Origin of the sequence: Promicromonospora sp. NPDC059942 (genome assembly GCF_042731755.1) — a bacterium.
Taxonomy (GTDB): domain Bacteria; phylum Actinomycetota; class Actinomycetes; order Actinomycetales; family Cellulomonadaceae; genus Promicromonospora.
The window spans coordinates 15,492-31,231 of the sequence record NZ_JBHWLR010000022.1 but is presented as its reverse complement, the minus strand read 5'-3'; the positions used below and the strand labels follow the sequence as shown (position 1 = coordinate 31,231).

15 protein-coding genes are annotated in these 15,740 nt (G+C 73.7%); 5 read left to right on the top strand and 10 right to left on the bottom strand.

Annotation, left to right across the window (positions count from 1 at the left end):
• The first annotated feature begins 39 nt into the window (after positions 1 to 39).
• From ACFV9Q_RS25225 to ACFV9Q_RS25210, 4 genes are all read left to right on the top strand, one after another.
• Positions 40 to 564 carry a hypothetical protein gene (locus ACFV9Q_RS25225; protein WP_377236690.1) on the top strand — a complete coding sequence of 175 codons (525 nt, stop codon included), beginning with the start codon at positions 40 to 42 and terminating at the stop codon, positions 562 to 564.
• Positions 565 to 605: 41 nt separating this feature from the next.
• Entirely contained in the window at positions 606 to 1,133 is a 528-nt protein-coding gene (locus ACFV9Q_RS25220) for a DUF3592 domain-containing protein (RefSeq protein ID WP_377236689.1), read from the top strand.
• Positions 1,134 to 1,463: 330 nt separating this feature from the next.
• On the top strand, positions 1,464 to 2,519 hold the full coding sequence (locus ACFV9Q_RS25215; protein WP_377236688.1) for a hypothetical protein: 1,056 nt from the start codon (positions 1,464 to 1,466) through the stop codon (positions 2,517 to 2,519).
• Positions 2,520 to 2,563: 44 nt separating this feature from the next.
• Positions 2,564 to 3,556: a DUF3592 domain-containing protein gene (locus ACFV9Q_RS25210; protein WP_377236687.1), complete on the top strand. Its 993-nt coding sequence runs from the start codon at positions 2,564 to 2,566 to the stop codon at positions 3,554 to 3,556.
• Positions 3,557 to 3,608: 52 nt separating this feature from the next.
• Here the strand turns inward: ACFV9Q_RS25210 and ACFV9Q_RS25205 are convergent, their stop codons facing one another.
• The 3 genes from ACFV9Q_RS25205 to ACFV9Q_RS25195 are packed head-to-tail and all read right to left on the bottom strand — an operon-like array spanning position 3,609 to position 7,262.
• Entirely contained in the window at positions 3,609 to 5,186 is a 1,578-nt protein-coding gene (locus ACFV9Q_RS25205) for an RsmB/NOP family class I SAM-dependent RNA methyltransferase (RefSeq protein ID WP_377236686.1), read from the bottom strand.
• Positions 5,183 to 6,229: a methionyl-tRNA formyltransferase gene (gene fmt, locus ACFV9Q_RS25200; protein WP_377236685.1), complete on the bottom strand. Its 1,047-nt coding sequence runs from the start codon at positions 6,227 to 6,229 to the stop codon at positions 5,183 to 5,185. The genes ACFV9Q_RS25205 and fmt overlap by 4 nt, the downstream gene beginning before the upstream one ends.
• Before the next feature lie 4 nt (positions 6,230 to 6,233).
• On the bottom strand, positions 6,234 to 7,262 hold the full coding sequence (locus ACFV9Q_RS25195) for a hypothetical protein (RefSeq protein ID WP_377236684.1): 1,029 nt from the start codon (positions 7,260 to 7,262) through the stop codon (positions 6,234 to 6,236).
• Positions 7,263 to 7,505: 243 nt separating this feature from the next.
• Between ACFV9Q_RS25195 and ACFV9Q_RS25190 the strand changes: the two genes are divergently transcribed.
• Entirely contained in the window at positions 7,506 to 8,219 is a 714-nt protein-coding gene (locus ACFV9Q_RS25190; RefSeq protein ID WP_377236683.1) for a hypothetical protein, read from the top strand.
• Positions 8,220 to 8,260: 41 nt separating this feature from the next.
• Here the strand turns inward: ACFV9Q_RS25190 and ACFV9Q_RS25185 are convergent, their stop codons facing one another.
• From ACFV9Q_RS25185 to mihF, 7 genes are all read right to left on the bottom strand, one after another.
• Positions 8,261 to 8,899: an HAD family hydrolase gene (locus ACFV9Q_RS25185; protein WP_377236682.1), complete on the bottom strand. Its 639-nt coding sequence runs from the start codon at positions 8,897 to 8,899 to the stop codon at positions 8,261 to 8,263.
• Complete coding sequence (locus ACFV9Q_RS25180; RefSeq protein ID WP_377236681.1) at positions 8,896 to 11,499, bottom strand: primosomal protein N'; 2,604 nt, start codon at positions 11,497 to 11,499, stop codon at positions 8,896 to 8,898. The genes ACFV9Q_RS25185 and ACFV9Q_RS25180 overlap by 4 nt, the downstream gene beginning before the upstream one ends.
• Positions 11,500 to 11,782: 283 nt before the next feature.
• Positions 11,783 to 12,973, bottom strand: a complete 1,191-nt coding sequence (gene metK, locus ACFV9Q_RS25175) for a methionine adenosyltransferase (protein ID WP_377232365.1) — start codon at positions 12,971 to 12,973, stop codon at positions 11,783 to 11,785.
• Between the two features lie 58 nt (positions 12,974 to 13,031).
• A complete protein-coding gene (locus tag ACFV9Q_RS25170; protein ID WP_377236680.1) occupies positions 13,032 to 14,309 on the bottom strand; it encodes a bifunctional phosphopantothenoylcysteine decarboxylase/phosphopantothenate synthase in 1,278 nt (425 codons plus the stop codon).
• A 16-nt stretch (positions 14,310 to 14,325) separates the two neighbouring features.
• Positions 14,326 to 14,661 carry a DNA-directed RNA polymerase subunit omega gene (gene rpoZ, locus ACFV9Q_RS25165; protein WP_020015401.1) on the bottom strand — a complete coding sequence of 112 codons (336 nt, stop codon included), beginning with the start codon at positions 14,659 to 14,661 and terminating at the stop codon, positions 14,326 to 14,328.
• Between the two features lie 93 nt (positions 14,662 to 14,754).
• Positions 14,755 to 15,321 carry a guanylate kinase gene (gmk, locus tag ACFV9Q_RS25160; protein ID WP_377236679.1) on the bottom strand — a complete coding sequence of 189 codons (567 nt, stop codon included), beginning with the start codon at positions 15,319 to 15,321 and terminating at the stop codon, positions 14,755 to 14,757.
• A 31-nt stretch (positions 15,322 to 15,352) separates the two neighbouring features.
• A complete protein-coding gene (gene mihF / locus ACFV9Q_RS25155) occupies positions 15,353 to 15,664 on the bottom strand; it encodes an integration host factor, actinobacterial type (RefSeq protein WP_020015403.1) in 312 nt (103 codons plus the stop codon).
• Positions 15,665 to 15,740 lie beyond the last annotated feature (76 nt).

Here is a 15,740-nt window from a genome sequence, read left to right as displayed (position 1 = left end):
CGCTGACCCGGACCGCGGACGGCGCGCTAACGTCCGGCCATGGTCAGCAAGCCGGACGGCAGCCACGGGATGTTCCGCAGGTTCTACGACGAGACCTACAACCTCCGCACCATCAGCACGAAGCAGCTCTGGTTCAACGCGTTCCTCTTCCCGTGCGTCATCGTGCTGGGCATCCTCCTCATCGCAGACATCTACGGGTCCCAACGAGTTCTGGAGTCGAGGGGGGTCGTGGTCGATGCAGTTGTCGTCGAACGCGGCGACAGTCTGAAGCTGGAGATCCCCGCAGACGACGGCGGACGAGCAACGTACGTGAACAACCCCGACGATGCGTTTGCCGTCGGCGACGTCGTCACCATCCGCTATGACCCCCGGGATCCCACGAACTTCTCTCCCACCATGGAGAGCGGCCTCGGTAGCGCCATGGCAGCCTTCGGCGCAATTCTGATCATCATGGCTGGGCTGTGGTCGTTTCAGGTCGTCGAGCTGATCGGGCGCCTGACAGGACGCCGACGACGCCAGCCTCGAAACGTCGGCTTCAACTTCATGCCGAATTTCACCGACTGACGAGGTCTAAGTCCGAACGGGCGTGCCACTAGCATCGCAGCGTGAACGAGCAGCTGCGGCCCGCAGGGGGCACGCGCCTGGGTGCCGCCGTCCGTGAGTTCAGGCGAGCGACGACCGGCGGACTTGTGTCCACGATCTGCTGGATCGTCGTGCTGACGGCCTTACCCGGCTACCTCACGTTCGGATACTTCCAGGACAAACAGATCCTCGCGGAACGCGGCGTGCAGGCCGTTGCGGCAGTGACCGAGGTCAACGGGTCGCGCAGAGCCCCTGACACGGTGGTCGTCAGGTCTGTCGATCCGCCGCACTTCGAGTCGACGCTCTACCGCTCTCCGGATGTCCGCGTCGGTGATCGGATCGACGTGGTCTTCGACCCCCAGCGTCCGGCACGGATCGCCGCCGTCGACGCGCCGCTGATCAACAGCTCCGTCCTCGTGGTCGCAGGTCTCGACCTGCTCAGCATCCTGGCGTTGCTCTTCGCCGCCGCGGCGGCCGCCGAGCTCGTCCGGCGCGCATGGGCGCGCCTTCGTGGTGATCGGAGACCGGGCTCCGACAATCTCCGTCGCTAGCCTCGACGCCGCAGCAGCGTCAGGTGCATCAGTTCGGTCCCGTGCTCCTGCGGCCCGACTGGTCATGGCCGTGATCCTCGGCGTGTGGCCGCCGGCGGGCGTGTAGGAAGTTCACCCGACCGTTTGGCCTGGTCCCGGCCTCGCGACGGGAAGACGCCGCTAGTCTCCCGGCGTGACCGAGCACCGCGACCAGTCGGACGACCCACCAGGAGTTCAGTACCGGCCCAAGCAGTCGCTGCGCACGATCTCGCGCGTTGCGGAGATCAGGTCGCGTGGGTGGTCCCGGTGACGCGGCGCCAGAAGGAGGCGCGGCGCGCGATGGAGCGCCGGATGGCACCGCCTCCCCAGAAGCAGCCGGCGACGCGGGTCTTCTCCTGGCGAAGGCTCCGGGCGCAGCTGGCGACGCAGCCGACCGGGCAGCTGGTGGTCGCGCCGCTCTGCCTCCTCCTCTTCTGGATCCCTCTCGCGGGGCTCACCACGGAACACCTGGCCAGGCCACTGATCCTCGACGCACGCAGAGTCACCGTCGAGGCGGTGGTCGAGTACCGGAACGACGGGAGGGCGGGCGACTCGCTCGACGTCCGCACGCTCGAGGAACCGCTGTTCTCGACCACGCTGCACCACTGGCCCCGCCACCTGGAGGTCGGCGACACGTTCGAGCTCACGTACGACCCGCAACGACCGAGCCGGGCCGCCGCGGTAGGCGCCCCGTGGATCGATCGCTACGTGATCGAGTTCGCCCTGCTGGACCTGCTAGTCCTGCCGGGGGTCCTCCTGTTCGTCCCGGTCGGTGCCGAGCTCGCGAAGCGTGCCCGGGCGCAGGTCGCGGCGGGGCGAGGCCTGCGACGCGCACACGCCGCCGTCGTCAGCTACCTGCGTGACGACGCCGACACGCAACCATGGCTCCTGACCGTCACGTTGTTCCTCCTGATCCCCGGCGGGCTCGTGCTCGCGAGCGGCGGCTTCATGGTGGTCCAGGCGGCCCAGGCGGCCGCCCTGTACCAACGAGGAGCGTCCGGGACGGCCGTCGTCGAAGGGACGAACCTGACCGGCAGCTGGGGTGGGTACGCGGACGTGTACTTCCTGGCGCGCGCCGCGCCCGCGGGCGACCCGGCGCGCACCAGCCCGACGCACACGAGCCTGACGCACCTTGTCGCGCACCACTTCGAGCTCGACGTCGTCGAGATCGTCTACGACCCCCTGGACCCGGGGAACGCGATCGAGGCGGGGGCGATCCCGTGGGGCTGGCAGGAGTGGACGGCGACGGCGGTGCTCGTCGCCTCCGGAGCATTCGGCGTCGTCAGCGTGCCGGCCGCCGTCGGCCGCCTGGGGCGCGGCAGCTCATCCGCGCGCCAACCGGACGAGCGCTCGGGAGCCGACACGTGAAGCGCCGACGTTCGACACGCGATCGAGCTTCGGCCACCCCTCCGATGATCGACCTCACCGGCCTCAGAAGGGCCAGCACCCGCGGGCTGGTGGGCGCCGTCGTCTTGATCGTCCTCGGCACGGCGATCCCTGCGTATCTCACGTACGACCACCTCCGGGAGCGGCAGATCCTCGCGGACCGCGGGATACGGGTCGAGGCGCAGGTCACCGAGGTCGACCACATGCGCCGCTCCGCCGACACGGTCGACGTCCGGCCCGTCGACCCGCCGTACTTCGAGGCGGTCCTCGACCCGGGGCAGGGCCTCTCGGTCGGCGACCGGGTCGACGTGATCGTCGACCCCCTTGCTCCAGGCCGGATCGCCGTCGTCGACCAGCCGCTGATCACCAGCAGTGACCTCGTCTTCGTCGCCATCGACCTGGCGTGTGTCCTGGCCCTGCTCGGCCTGTTCCTGCCGCTGGGCGAGCTCGTCCGACGCGGGTGGGCGCGTTACCGGGGCGTCCCTGTTCCGGCTGGGCGGTCACCGGAGGCGGTGCCGTTCTCGACGCCGCGCCGCCGACTCCTCGCCGGTATGGAGCCTCCGCAGATCCTCCTCCTGCTGGTCGTCGCTCCCGTGGCGGGCGCAGTGATCACGGGGCTCATCGCCGCGGACGCCACCAAGACTGCAGACGCGCTCAAGACCTCTGGTGTCACCACCCAGGCGATCGTCGAGAAGAGCGCGTGGGCGGCCGACGACGGCGGGTGGCTCGACGTGTCGTTCAGGCTTGCCGACGGCACCGAAGCCGGCGCCGACGTCCACGCGCAGGGCCGCGTGCACTACGAGGGCGAGTCCGTCGACATCGTCTATGCGCAGACCGCGCCGCGTATCGCCCGGCTTGCGGACCACGAAGCCCTGCCGACGGACACCTGGCTCCCCGTCGGCCTGTTCGCCGCCTTCGCGGCGACAACGGTGGTGACGGTGCCGGTAGCCGTCGTCGCGCTCTTCCGACGGCCCCGGCTCGACCGGCTCGCCCGGCTCGCCCCGCGGGGACGCGACTAGCCTCCCCTGCTACGGCGTCCGCCTTGCTACTCCACCCTGCCGCTCCGCCCTGCTACGCCGTCCGGCGCAGCAGCGTCAGGTGCATCGCGTCCGTCCCGTGCACGTGCGGCCAGAGCTGCACGTCGTCACGGTCGGCCAGCGGAATGTCCGCCCCCGGACGCACCGCTGACCGCACCGCGGCCGGGGTGTCCAGCCGCTCGACGTCGGCGCGCTTCTTCAGCACGTCGGCGACCACGAGCTGCGTCTCGGCCAGGTGCGGCGAGCACGTCACGTACGCCACCACTCCCCCGGGCCGGACGGCGTCCAGCGCCGAGGCGAGCAGCTCCCGCTGGAGCGCCGTGAGGGCGGCCAGGTCCGACGGCGTCCGCCGCCACCGGCTCTCCGGCCGACGGCGCAGCGCGCCCAGGCCGGTGCACGGCGCGTCGACCAGCACGCGGTCGTAGGCGCCGGGCTCCTCCGTGCCGACCTCGCGACCGTCGCCGGTGCGCACCTCCTCGACCACGCCGTCGGGCAGCGCGGCCAGTGCCCCCGCGACCAGGCGGGCCCGGTGCGGCGCCACCTCGTTCGCGACCAGGGTCGCGCCGCGCTCGGCGGCCAGGGCACCGAGCAGTGCGGCTTTGCCGCCCGGGCCGGCGCACAGGTCCAGCCAGCGCCGGTCGTCGCCCTCGACGGGCACGGCGGCCAGTGCCAGGGTGACGAGCTGCGAGCCCTCGTCCTGCACGCCCGCGAGGCCCGACCGGATCGCGGGGATGCCGGACGGGTCCGAACCCTCCAGGCGCAGCGCCGTGGGTGCCCACCGGCCGGCGACCAGGTCGACGTCGCCCCAGGCGTCCTCGTCGGAGGTCTCCACCAGGCCCGGCCGCGCCACGAGGGTGACGCGCGGGGCGGCGTTGTCGGCGGCCAGCAGGTCGCCGAGCTCGTCGACGCCGCGGCCGTTGCCCGCCAGCGCCTCCCGCAGCGCACGGGCGATCCACAGCGGGTGCGACTCGGCGGTCGCGAGGCCGCTCAGGGCGTCCGGCGCCTCCTTCTCCAGGATCGACAGCCACTCGTCGAGCGGCCGCTCGGAGACCCGGCGCAGCACGGCGTTCACCATCTGCGCGGGCCCGGCGCCCACCCGGTTGCGCGCGAGCCCGACCGTCTCCGAGACCGCGGCGTGCCCTGGCACGCGCATGCCGAGGAGCTGGTGCGCGCCGAGCCGCAGCACGTCCAGCAGCGCCGGGTCCAGGCCCGACAGCGGGCGGTCGACGCACGTCGCCAGGATCGCGTCGTACCGGCCGCGCATCCGCAGCGTGCCGTAGGTGAGCTCGGTCGCGAAGCCGGCGTCGCGGCCGCGGATCCGCCGCTCCCGCAGCAGCGGGGGCAGCACCAGGTTCGCGTACGCGTCGGACTCGTCGACCTCGCGGAGCACGTCGAAGGCCGCCATGCGCGCCGGGTCGGTGCCCTTGCGGCGCTCCGAGGGCGCCTGCGACGTGCGGGACCGGTCGCCCCGGGACCGCGACGCGGAGCGCTGCCGCCCCGCGGAGCTGCGACGCTCGTCGCCGAAGTCCCGACGGCCGCCGGTGCTGCCCCTGCCGTTGCCGCCGCTGCCACTACCGCCGGCACCGCCGCGGTCGCCGTCGTAGCCGCTCATGCGGAGGCCTCCGCCGTGCTCGGGGCCGACGCCGCACCGGTGGCCGACGTGCCCTCCGCCGACGTGCCTGGCGCCGTCCCGCCCGCCGTCGTCCCGCCGGCCGTCGTCCCGCCCAGCACCAGCCCCGCCTCGACGAGCGCGCGGCCGCCGCCCCGGGCCCAGTCGGGCGCGGGCATGGCCTTCTTGCCGACCGGCCGCACCTCCCCCAGCGCGACGGCGTGCGTCGCCGTGCCGACCAGCACCTCGTGCTTGAGCGCGCGCACCTCGCCCGCCCTCAGGTCGGTGACGTCGGGACGCGGCGAGACGGGCCCGAGGCCCAGCCGGGACCCGTCCGGGAGCACGGTCCACGCGCCCGGCGCGGGCGTGCAGCCGCGCACCAGGCGGTCGACCGCGAGCGCCGGGTCCGTCCAGACGACGCGGGCGTCGTCGGTGGTGAGCTTGGCGGCGACGGAGACGCCGTCGGCGGGCTGGGGCTGGGGCTGGAGGGTGCCGTCCTCGAGGGCGTCGAGGGTGGCGACGAGCAGCTCAGCGCCGGAGACGGCGAGGCGGCCGAGGAGGTCGCCGGAGGTGTCGGTGGGGCGGATGGTCTCGGTGGCCGTGCCGAGCACGGGGCCGGTGTCCATGCCCTCGTCGAGCAGGAAGGTGGTGGCGCCGGTGACCTCGTCGCCGGCGATGAGGGCGCGCTGCACGGGGGCGGCGCCGCGCCAGGCGGGCAGCACGGAGAAGTGCAGGTTGATCCAGCCGAGGCGGGGCACGGCGAGCACGGCGGGGCGCAGGATGTGGCCGTAGGCGACGACGGGGGCGGCGTCGACCTGGAGCTCTTCGAGCAGGGCGACGAACTCGTCCCCGCGCGGGACGTCGGTGATGACGCGGATCCCGGCCTCCTCGGCCCGGGCGCGCACCGGGCTGGGCGTGAGCTTGCGGCCGCGGCCCGACGGCGCGTCGGCGCGGGTCAGGACGGCGACGACCTCGTGACGCGAGGCGAGCAGGGCCTCCAGGGAGGCGACGGCTGGTTCGGGGGTTCCGGCGAAGAGAAGACGCACCGGGTCAGTCTAGGTGTGCGCCAGGTGTGGGGCTCTGCCGGGCCGGTTCGCTCGGCGGGGTCCGACGTCGTGCGGTGAGCACCACGGTCGCCGCGGCGGTCAGGGTCCCGAGCGCGATCGCGGCGGCCACGGCGAGCGTCAGGGTGTCCGGGCCGGTGAGCGGCTGCCCGCGCAGGGCCTGCCAGGCCAGCAGCAGGACGACCGCGAGCGCCGCGCAGCCCGCGACCTGCACGAGCCGGGTGCGGTCGCGGACCGTGAGCCGGCCGGCGGGCACGACGGCGACCAGCCAGGCCACGAGCGGCAGGGCCTGCATGGCGTGGATGCCGATGAAGTGCGCGGCCCGCAGGTCACCGGCGACGGTGGACCAGCCGAGCAGGGGCAGGCCGGGTCCGCCGTCGGCCGGGCCCACGGTATGGGCGCCGATCAGCACGCGGTCGCCGCCGGCGCGCAGGGCCTCGAGCTGGGTGGGGGTCGGGTCGGTCATGAGGAAGGCGACGGCCATGCCGACGACGGCGACGACAAGGCCGCCGCGCAGGCCCCAGGCGAGCACGGGGTCGTCCAGCCGCTGCGCGAGCAGCACGACGGCGAGCACCACGTTGGTGGCCCAGAGCGTGGCGATGGCGCCCGCCATGGTGAAGTACACCGTCTGGTCGAGCGGGGTGCTCACGTTGAAGTGGCTGCGCAGCCCCCGCGCCGACTGGAGCACGATCAGCGCGAGCTCGACGAGCAGCGCGGCCGCGACGATCCAGGAGACGGTCACCACGAGGCGCCGTCGGCCACGGACGTAGGTGAGGAACCAGACCAGCGTGAGGCTGTACACGCAGATCGAGACGGCGAACTTCGTGGGCTTGAGCCAGGTGGGCTCGCCGAGCACCTGACGCGGGTCGGCCACCAGGCCCACGAGGCACACGAGTAGCACCACGGCCGTCAGCAGCGTGGTGAGGGCCAGCGGCGGGTTGGTGCGGACCGCGCGGGCGAGCAGCGAGGCCGGGGTCTTCAGGGCGGACGGCGTCGGCGGGGCGGGCGAAGTCATGGCGCGAGCGTGGCACCGCCTGCCCACCTCCGGGGAGGTGATTCGCCCGTCGCCGAACGGCTCGGAAGCGCAGGAAGCACGAGCCCCGCAGGAACCAAGAGCCGCGCAGAACGCAGGAGCGGCACGGGAGCGCGGCGCGACGTGCAAGGACGGCGCTCCCCGGCACACAGACGCCGTACCAGGTTCCGTACCAGGTTCCGTGCAAGGTTCCGCACCCCGTTCCGCACGTCTCGGAGGACCACGATGCAGCGCTCCCCGCTCCGCGCACCGGTGGCGTCGGCGTTCTGCGCCGTCGTACTCGCAGGATGTCTGGCCGGGTGCGCGGCAGACACACCACACCCGGGCTCCGCCGACCCGGACGCCGACCCGGACGCCCACGGCGCAGGATTCGCCGAGGTGCTCGCGCGGCCCGCCCCGACCGCCGACTACGCCTGGTACCCGGAGACGGTCAGCGATGCCCTGCCGTCCGTCCGGTACACCGGCGACATGCACGCCTCCGAGCTGGTCGCGGTCGGCCGGCTCACCGGCTGGACCGCCGGCGAACCCGCACACCCGAGCCTGGAGAGGATCGACCTGACGTTCGCGGTCGACGAGGTCGTCGACTCGCTCGGCGACCTGACGATGCTCGAGGGCGGCACGGTCACGGTGCGCGTCGGCATCGACGGCACGGCCGATCGTGACCGCGTGGCCGAGGAGCTGCTCGCGCTGGACGACGTCGTGCTGTTCCTGAACCATGTGGGCCCCGAGCAGTGGCCGCCGCCGGAGTGGGTCGTCGTGTTCGACGACGCGTTCCTGGGTGACGTGCACGACGGCGCGGCGATCACCTGGCCGGTGGCGGAGGCGATCGCCGCGAACAACCCTGCCGACTCCCACCCGGCAGTCGACGCATCCACGCTCGACGAGCTGCGGGTCGCGGCGACGCGGGAGCGCACGGTCGAGCTCCCCCTGAACGGCTGAGCCCGGCCGGCTGAGCCCGGCCGCCGGCGTCCCGCCGCGTGCTACCCGGCGACCGGGAGCCCCAGGGCCCGCAGGTCCCTGCGCAGGGCGTCGGTGTCGGTGAACACCACGCCGTGGAAGCCGACCCCGCGTGCGGCGTCCACGTTCACCTGCTTGTCGTCGATGAAGACGGCGCGCGACGGGTCAACCCCGAACCGCTCGACCACCAGCTCGAAGATGCGCCGGTCGGGCTTGGCCATGCCCTCGCGGCCGGACACGATGACGTCCTCCATCAGCCCGATCGCCGGTGCGGCGGGCTCTGCGCTGTGGAACGTCTCGGCCTGCCAGTTGGTCAGCCCGTACAGCCGCAGCCCGAGCCCCTTCAGCTCCGCGACCAGCTCCGCCGACCCCTCGACGGGTCCCGTCAGCGACAGCTCGTAGTGCTCCACGTACCGGCGCAGGTCCTCGACCTGCTCGGGGTGGGTCCGGCCCACCCGCTCCAGGAGCACGTCGTAGGACGTCCCGGCGTCGGCGGCGTGGTTGATCGAGCCGAAGTCGACCGCCTCGAAGAACGCCTCGATCTCCGCCCGCGGGCGGCCCTCGTACGGACCGAAGGGGTCCCACCCGACGAGCACGTTGCCGAAGTCGTAGACGACGGTGTCGATAGCGGTTTCGTCGGAGGGGTGGTCGGCTGGGGTCACAGCATCTCCTTCGGGTCGAGCTGTACACGGACGGTCCCACCCTCGCGGCGCGCGGAGCGCACGGCGAGGCTGGCCTTGAGCCTACGGGCGAGCTCGTCGCCCTGGGCGAGCGGTACCCGCAGCACGGTCCGCACGGGCAGGTCGAGCTCCTGGAAGCCGGCGCCGCTGCCGCCCTGGCCCCTGCCGGCTCCGGGGCCGCCGCCGCTGCCCGAGCCGCCGCCGTTTCCCGGACCGCCTCGGCCGCTCCCACCCCGGCGGCCCGACGGCGCCCCCGTCCCCCGGCCGCCCGGTCCCCGTCCGGGAGTCTCCGGGTCGATCTCGACGGGGCCCAGCACACCCGAGCCCGCGCCCAGGTCCTCGCGCAGCCCGACCCGGCCGACGACGGCCTCCACCGCCGTGCGGTCGCCCGTCACGGCGGCGACCCGGACGGCGGGCGGCAGGTGCAGCTCGGCGCGCTCGTCGAGCTCCCGCCCCGCGAAGCCGGCCGGGTCCCAGCGCACCAGCGCCTGGGTGGGTCCGGGCGCGCCGTCGCCCACGAGCAGCACCTGCCCCCCGGGCCCGGGGCGGACCAGCGACGCCGCCGCGAGCCAGCGGTGCAGCGCCTCCGTGCCCGCGGCGAGTCCGGTGCCGCCGGTCATCACGGCGGCGTCGAGCAGGAGCGCGATGGCGTAGCCGCCGTCCGCGACGGGCTCGGCGCCGGGGGTCGCCACGACGAGCGCGGGCGTGGCCGGGACGGCGTCGATGACCCCACCCGGGGCGGACGCCGCCGACAGGCGCACCGGCACCCCCGTGAACGCGCGGCCGAGCTCCTCGGCGGTGCGCGCCGAGCCGACGCGGACCGACCGCAGGCCAGTCCACCCGCACTCCTCGCATCGCCAGCCCCCGGCCAGGCGGCCGCACCACGTGCACTGCGGGGCGCCGTCGGCGTGCGGCAGGCCCAGGGGCCCGTGGCAGTGCGCGCAGCGGGCGGCGACGCGGCAGCGGGAGCACGCGACGACCGGCAGGTAGCCGGAGCGGGGCACCTGCACCAGCACCGGGCCCCGGTCCAGGGCCTCGCGCGCTGCGCGCCACGCGGTGGACGGGAGCCGGGCCGCCGCGGCGGCGCCGTCCCGCGCCAGCTCGACCGACGTCAGCGCGCGCACCCGCGGCGCCCGCGCCCGCAGGACGTCCCGGGGCGCGGCGAGCTCACGCGCCCAGCCCGAGGCGAGCAACGCCTGCGCCTGCACGGTGCGCCCCGGCGAGCCCAGCAGGAACGCCGCGTCCTCCCGCTCGGCCCGCAGCGCCAGCACGTCGCGCGCGTGGGGGTACGGGGCGTGCGGCTCGGCCAGCGTCTCCTCGCCGTCGCCCCACAGGACCACCAGACCGAGGTCGGCGACCGGCGCGAACATCGCGGCCCGGGTCCCCACCACCACCCGCGCGTCGCCTCGCAGCGCCCGCAGGAACGCCCGGTACCGGGGCGCGGGGCCGTCGTCGGCCAGCAGGCGCACCACGTCGTCGTCGGCGACCCCGGCGCCCTCCGACGCGTCTGACAGGGCGGCGGTCACGCGCGCCACGTCCCGCGCATCCGGCACGACGACGAGCACCCCGCGCCCGCCCGCGGTGCACGCCCGCACGGCCTGCGCGACGGCGGCGGCCCAGTGCGGGGTCCGCGCGGCTGCTCCGGTCTCCTTGGAGCCGGCGTGAGAGCCGGCGTGGGAGCCCGCGGGAGAGCCCGCGTCGACACCCACGCCCGGCAGCGCCGACCACACGGCCCGCGGCGCCTCTCCCGCGAGGATCCGGCGCAGGTACGCCTCACCCCCGCGGTACGGGGCCCAGGCCGACGACGGCGGCGCGACCGCCGGCACCGCGGCAGCAGCAACGTCCGTCAGCGCGACGTTCCCGGCGGCGAGGTCGGCGGCTGTCGCTTCGGACGCCGCAGTGTCCGGCGCCGTGTCTGATGCAGTGTCCGACGCAGCGTCTGGTGCAGCGTCCTCGGAGGCCCCCGTGTCGGAAGCCTCCGTGTTCGAGGCGCCTGTGTCCGAAGTGCCCGCGTCCGAGGCGCCCGTGCCGGGGCTCGCGTCACCCGGCGTCGTCCCGCCGGCTGGCGGCTCCTTCTCCACGCGGGCGTGCCGGGGCGGCATCGCCAGGCGGAGCACGTCGGCGAGCGTGCCGGCGTAGCGGTCGGCCACGGCGCGGCACAGGTCGAGCACCTCCGGCGTCAGCACCCGCTCGCCGGACACCACCTTGCGCAGCGGGACGAGCCGGCCGTCGTGGTCGGACGTCTCCTGGCGCGCGACGACGTAGCCCGCCACGTCCTGCCGCCCGAACCGCGCCTTGATCCGGACGCCGGGCTGCGCGTCGTCGGCCATGGTGGCGGGGACCAGGTAGTCGTACGGCTGGTCGAGGTGCGCGGGCTGCAGGTCCAGCACGACGCGCGCGACCGGCAGGGTCTCAGCGATGGGGATGCCGTTGGTCTCGGCGTTGTCGAGCGGGCCCCGGGCGTTCTTCTCTCCCCGTCCGGCAGCGGGGACACCGCCCACCTCGTCCAGCCCGAGCAGCGCGCCGTCGTCCACCGCCCCGTCGTCCACCGAGCTGTCGTCCACCGCCAGGTCCCCGTTCACGTGCCTATCCCATCACGCGCCACCCACACGCCGCGGCGCACGCCGACCCCGCCCGACTGTCAGCGCAAGGTCGGCACTTCGCACTGGCCGGCACTGGGCGCTGAGGGCACTGGGCACTGGCGTCGGCACTCTGTGTCGAGGTCGGCACAGGCCTGTGCCGACCTCGATGCAGAGTGCCGACCTCCAAGCACCCGGACAGGGGGCTGCCGACCTCAGGGCCTCCCCGGTACCGGAGCCCTCAGAACAGGAGCCGCCGGAACACCGGCCCGGAGAACACCAGTCCTCAGAACAGGCTCAGCAGGTCCTCGACCCGGTCGGTGCGCTCCCACGTGAAGTCGGGCAGGTCGCGGCCGAAGTGCCCGTACGTGGAGGTGGCCCGGTAGATGGGCCGCAGCAGGTCGAGGTCGCGCACGATCGCGGCCGGGCGCAGGTCGAACACCTCGTGGATGGCCGCGGTGATCTTCGAGACGGGCACGGTCTCGGTGCCGAACGTCTCGACGTAGAGGCCCACGGGGTGCGCCTTGCCGATGGCGTAGGCGACCTGGACCTCGCAGCGCCGCGCGAGCCCGGCGGCCACGACGTTCTTGGCCACCCAGCGCATGGCGTACGCGCCCGACCGGTCCACCTTCGAGGGGTCCTTGCCGGAGAACGCGCCGCCGCCGTGCCGCGCCATGCCGCCGTAGGTGTCGACGATGATCTTGCGGCCCGTCAGGCCGGCGTCGCCCTGCGGCCCGCCGATGACGAACTTGCCGGTCGGGTTCACGAACTGCCGGGCGCCGGTCCAGTCGAGGCCCGCGGACTCCAGCACGGGGGCGATGACGATCTCGGCGACCTCGACGTGCAGCTTCTCCTGCAGCACGTCGGCGTCGTGCTGGGTGGAGAGCACCACGGTGTCGACGGCGACGGGCCGGTCGCCGTCGTACCCGATGGTCACCTGGGTCTTGCCGTCGGGGCGCAGGCCCAGCAGCTCGCCGGACTTGCGGACGGCGGCCAGGCGCTCCGAGAGCCGGTGCGCCAGCCAGCCGGCCACGGGCATGAAGGCGGGCGTCTCATCGGACGCGTAGCCGAACATCAGGCCCTGGTCGCCGGCGCCCTGGGCGTCGAGCGGGTCGAGGTCGCTGGTGTCGTCCCGCATCTCGAGGGCCTTGTCGACCCCCTGCGCGATGTCGGGCGACTGCTGCCCGATGGAGACGGACACACCGCACGAGTCGCCGTCGAACCCGATGGCGGACGACGTGTAGCCGATGCCGCGCACCACGTCCCGCACGATCTGCGGGATCTCGACGTACGCCTCGGTGGTGACCTCGCCCGCGACGTGCACCAGCCCGGTGGTGACCATGGTCTCCACCGCGACGCGCGACGTGGGGTCCTGCTCCAGCAGTGCGTCCAGGATGGCGTCGCTGATCTGATCACAGACCTTGTCCGGATGACCCTCGGTCACGGACTCGGACGTGAAAAGGCGCAGCTCGCTCATGGGTAACAGCCTACGGTCTCGCACAGCGAGAAGTCGATCCTGGCAGGTGAGACGGGGGTCACGGCAGCAGCTTGGCGACGGCGTCCCACAGGGCGTCCGCCACCTCGCGCTTCGACCCGGAGGCCAGTCCGACGACGTCGCCCGTCCCGTCCAGAATCGTGACCTCGTTGCTCTCGGTGCCGAACCCGCGCCCCGCGCCGACCGCGTTCACCGCAATCAGGTCGGCGCCCTTGCGCCGGGCCTTGGCCCGGCCGTGGTCCAGCACGCTGCCGGCGGCGTCGCCCGTCTCCGCGGCGAAGCCCACCACGACCTGGCCGGGACGCAGCCGGTCGTGGGCGATCTCCGCGAGGATGTCGGGGTTCTCTACGAGCTCGATGGGTGCGGGACCCTGGCCCGGCACCTTCTTGATCTTGGCGTCGGGCGTGACGGCGGGGCGGAAGTCCGCCACCGCGGCGGCCATCACCACGACGTCCGCCTCCGCGCCCACGGCCCGGACGGCGTCGCGCAACTCCATCGTGGACTCCACCTGCACGACGGAGCAGGCCCGCGGACCGGCCAGGACCTGGTCGGTGACGTCCTGCGCGAGGTTGGCCGCAACCAGGGTCACCTCGGCGCCGCGTGCGGCCGCGGCCTGCGCCAGGGCGACGCCCTGCCGGCCGCTGGACCGGTTGCCGATGAACCGCACCGGGTCGATGGCCTCGCGCGTGCCGCCCGCGGAGACGACGACGCGCCGCCCGGCGAGGTCGAGGTTCTCGGCCGGTGCGGACGACGGCGCCGCAGCAGGATCGACCGGCGAGGGATCGACCAGCGACGGGTCGACCAGCGAGAGCGCCTCACGCGCGATGTCCTCCGGCTCGGGCAGCCGCCCGGGGCCGGTGTCCTTGCCGGTCAGGCGGCCCGAGGCGGGCTCGATCACGTGCACGCCCCGCTCGCGCAGGGTCGCCACGTTCGCGCGGGTGGCCGCGTGGTCCCACATCTCGGTGTGCATCGCCGGGGCGAGCACCACCGGGCAGCGGGCCGCCAGGAGGGTCGTGGTCAGCAGGTCGTCCGCGAGCCCCGCGGCGGCGCGCGCCATAAGGTCTGCGGTGGCCGGCGCGACGATCACGAGGTCGGCGTGCTGCCCCAGCGACACGTGCTGCACGCCGGGGACGTCGTCGAACACCTCGGTGCTGACGGGCTCGCCCGACAGCGCCTCGAACGTCGGGGCGCCCACGAACTCCAGCGCCGCGCGCGTGGGGATCACGCGCACGGCGTGCCCCTGCTCGCGCAGCAGCCGCAGCAGGAGCACCGCCTTGTACGCGGCGATCCCACCGGAGACTCCGAGGAGGATCCTCATCGGTGGTGTGGTGGGATCAGGCCGGGAACTCGGGCAGGGACTGCTCGGCCTTCGCGGCGGCAGCAGCGTCAGCCTGCGCCTGCACCTCGGCCGGGTCGACCTCCTCGATGGTCAGGAGGCCCTGGGTGATCTCGCGCATCGCGATGGAGAGGGGCTTCTCCTGGTTGCGGGTCTCGACGAGCGGGCCCACGTTCTCCAGGAGGCCCTCGTTGAGCTGCGAGTAGTACGCGTTGATCTGACGGGCGCGCATGGACGCGTACAGCACGAGGCCGTACTTCGAGTCGATGCGCTCGAGCAGCTCGTCGATCGGCGGGTCGGTGATGCCCTCAGGGGCGGCGACGGTTCCGGCCATGGTGAAGCTCCAGAAGTCTTGGGTGACGGGGGGAAAGTCCGAGGACTGAGTCTACCTGCTCTGTCACCCGGAGGTGGCAGGCAGCGCGCCGGGTCAGCCGACCGGTGTGGTGGAACCCACACCCATCACGGCGACGAGCGCGTCCGTGGCACGGTGCACGTCGTCGTTCACGATGGTGACGTCGAACTCCTCCTCGGCGGCGAGCTCGACGCGCGCCGTGGCGAGCCGCCGTTCCCGCTCCTCCGAGTCCTCGGTGCCGCGACCGACGAGCCGCCGGACGAGCTCGTCGAAGCTCGGCGGGGCGAGGAAGACGAACCGGGCCTGCAGGCCCGAGGCCGTCACCGCTTCGCGCACCTGGCGCGCGCCCTGGAGGTCGATCTCCAGGAGCACGGGGACGCCGGCGGCGAGCTTCTGCTCGACCGGTCGCCGTGGCGTCCCGTACCGGTTACGACCGTGCACCACCGCCCACTCGAGCATCTCGTCGGAGGCGACCATGCGGTCGAACTCCTCCGGAGACACGAACAGGTAGTGCACTCCGTCCACCTCGCCCGGGCGCGGCGACCGGGTGGTCGCCGACACGGAGAGCCAGACCTGCGGATAACGGTCCCGCACGTCGGCGGAGACCGTGCCCTTGCCCACCGCGGTGGGACCTGCGAGCACGGTCAGCCGTGCGGGTTGTGTCGTACTGATCTCAGCCAAACCTCTCGATGAGCGCCGCCGACTGGTGCGGTCCGAGGCCTCGGACGCGGCGGGTCTCGGCGATCCCGATCTCTTCCATGATCGCCCTGGCCTTAACCTTACCGACCCCGGGCAGCGACTCGAGCAACGAGACGACCTTGAGCTTGCCGACGACGTCGTCCTTCTGGCCCTGCTCGATGACCTCCCTCAGGGAACCTTGCGAGTACTTGAGCTTGTTCTTGATCTCTGCCCGCGCGCGTCGCGCCTCGGCTGCCTTCTCGAGTGCTGCCGCACGCTGCTCGGGTGTGAGGGGTGGTAGTGCCACGCAAGTCACCTACTCGTGTCTCGACCGGTCTTCTGACTCGGGACGTCCGGTCCTCGCTCGGGCCCGATGCCCAAGT

Coding starts and splice junctions, on each gene's coding strand:
- ACFV9Q_RS25225 (WP_377236690.1), top strand. CDS start 40: ATGGTCAGCAAGCCGGACGGCAGCCACGGGATGTTCCGCAGGTTCTAC.
- ACFV9Q_RS25215 (WP_377236688.1), top strand. CDS start 1,464: ATGGCACCGCCTCCCCAGAAGCAGCCGGCGACGCGGGTCTTCTCCTGG.
- ACFV9Q_RS25210 (WP_377236687.1), top strand. CDS start 2,564: ATGATCGACCTCACCGGCCTCAGAAGGGCCAGCACCCGCGGGCTGGTG.
- ACFV9Q_RS25205 (WP_377236686.1), bottom strand. CDS start 5,186: ATGAGCGGCTACGACGGCGACCGCGGCGGTGCCGGCGGTAGTGGCAGC.
- ACFV9Q_RS25195 (WP_377236684.1), bottom strand. CDS start 7,262: ATGACTTCGCCCGCCCCGCCGACGCCGTCCGCCCTGAAGACCCCGGCC.
- ACFV9Q_RS25190 (WP_377236683.1), top strand. CDS start 7,506: ATGCAGCGCTCCCCGCTCCGCGCACCGGTGGCGTCGGCGTTCTGCGCC.
- metK (WP_377232365.1), bottom strand. CDS start 12,973: ATGAGCGAGCTGCGCCTTTTCACGTCCGAGTCCGTGACCGAGGGTCAT.
- ACFV9Q_RS25170 (WP_377236680.1), bottom strand. CDS start 14,309: ATGAGGATCCTCCTCGGAGTCTCCGGTGGGATCGCCGCGTACAAGGCG.
- rpoZ (WP_020015401.1), bottom strand. CDS start 14,661: ATGGCCGGAACCGTCGCCGCCCCTGAGGGCATCACCGACCCGCCGATC.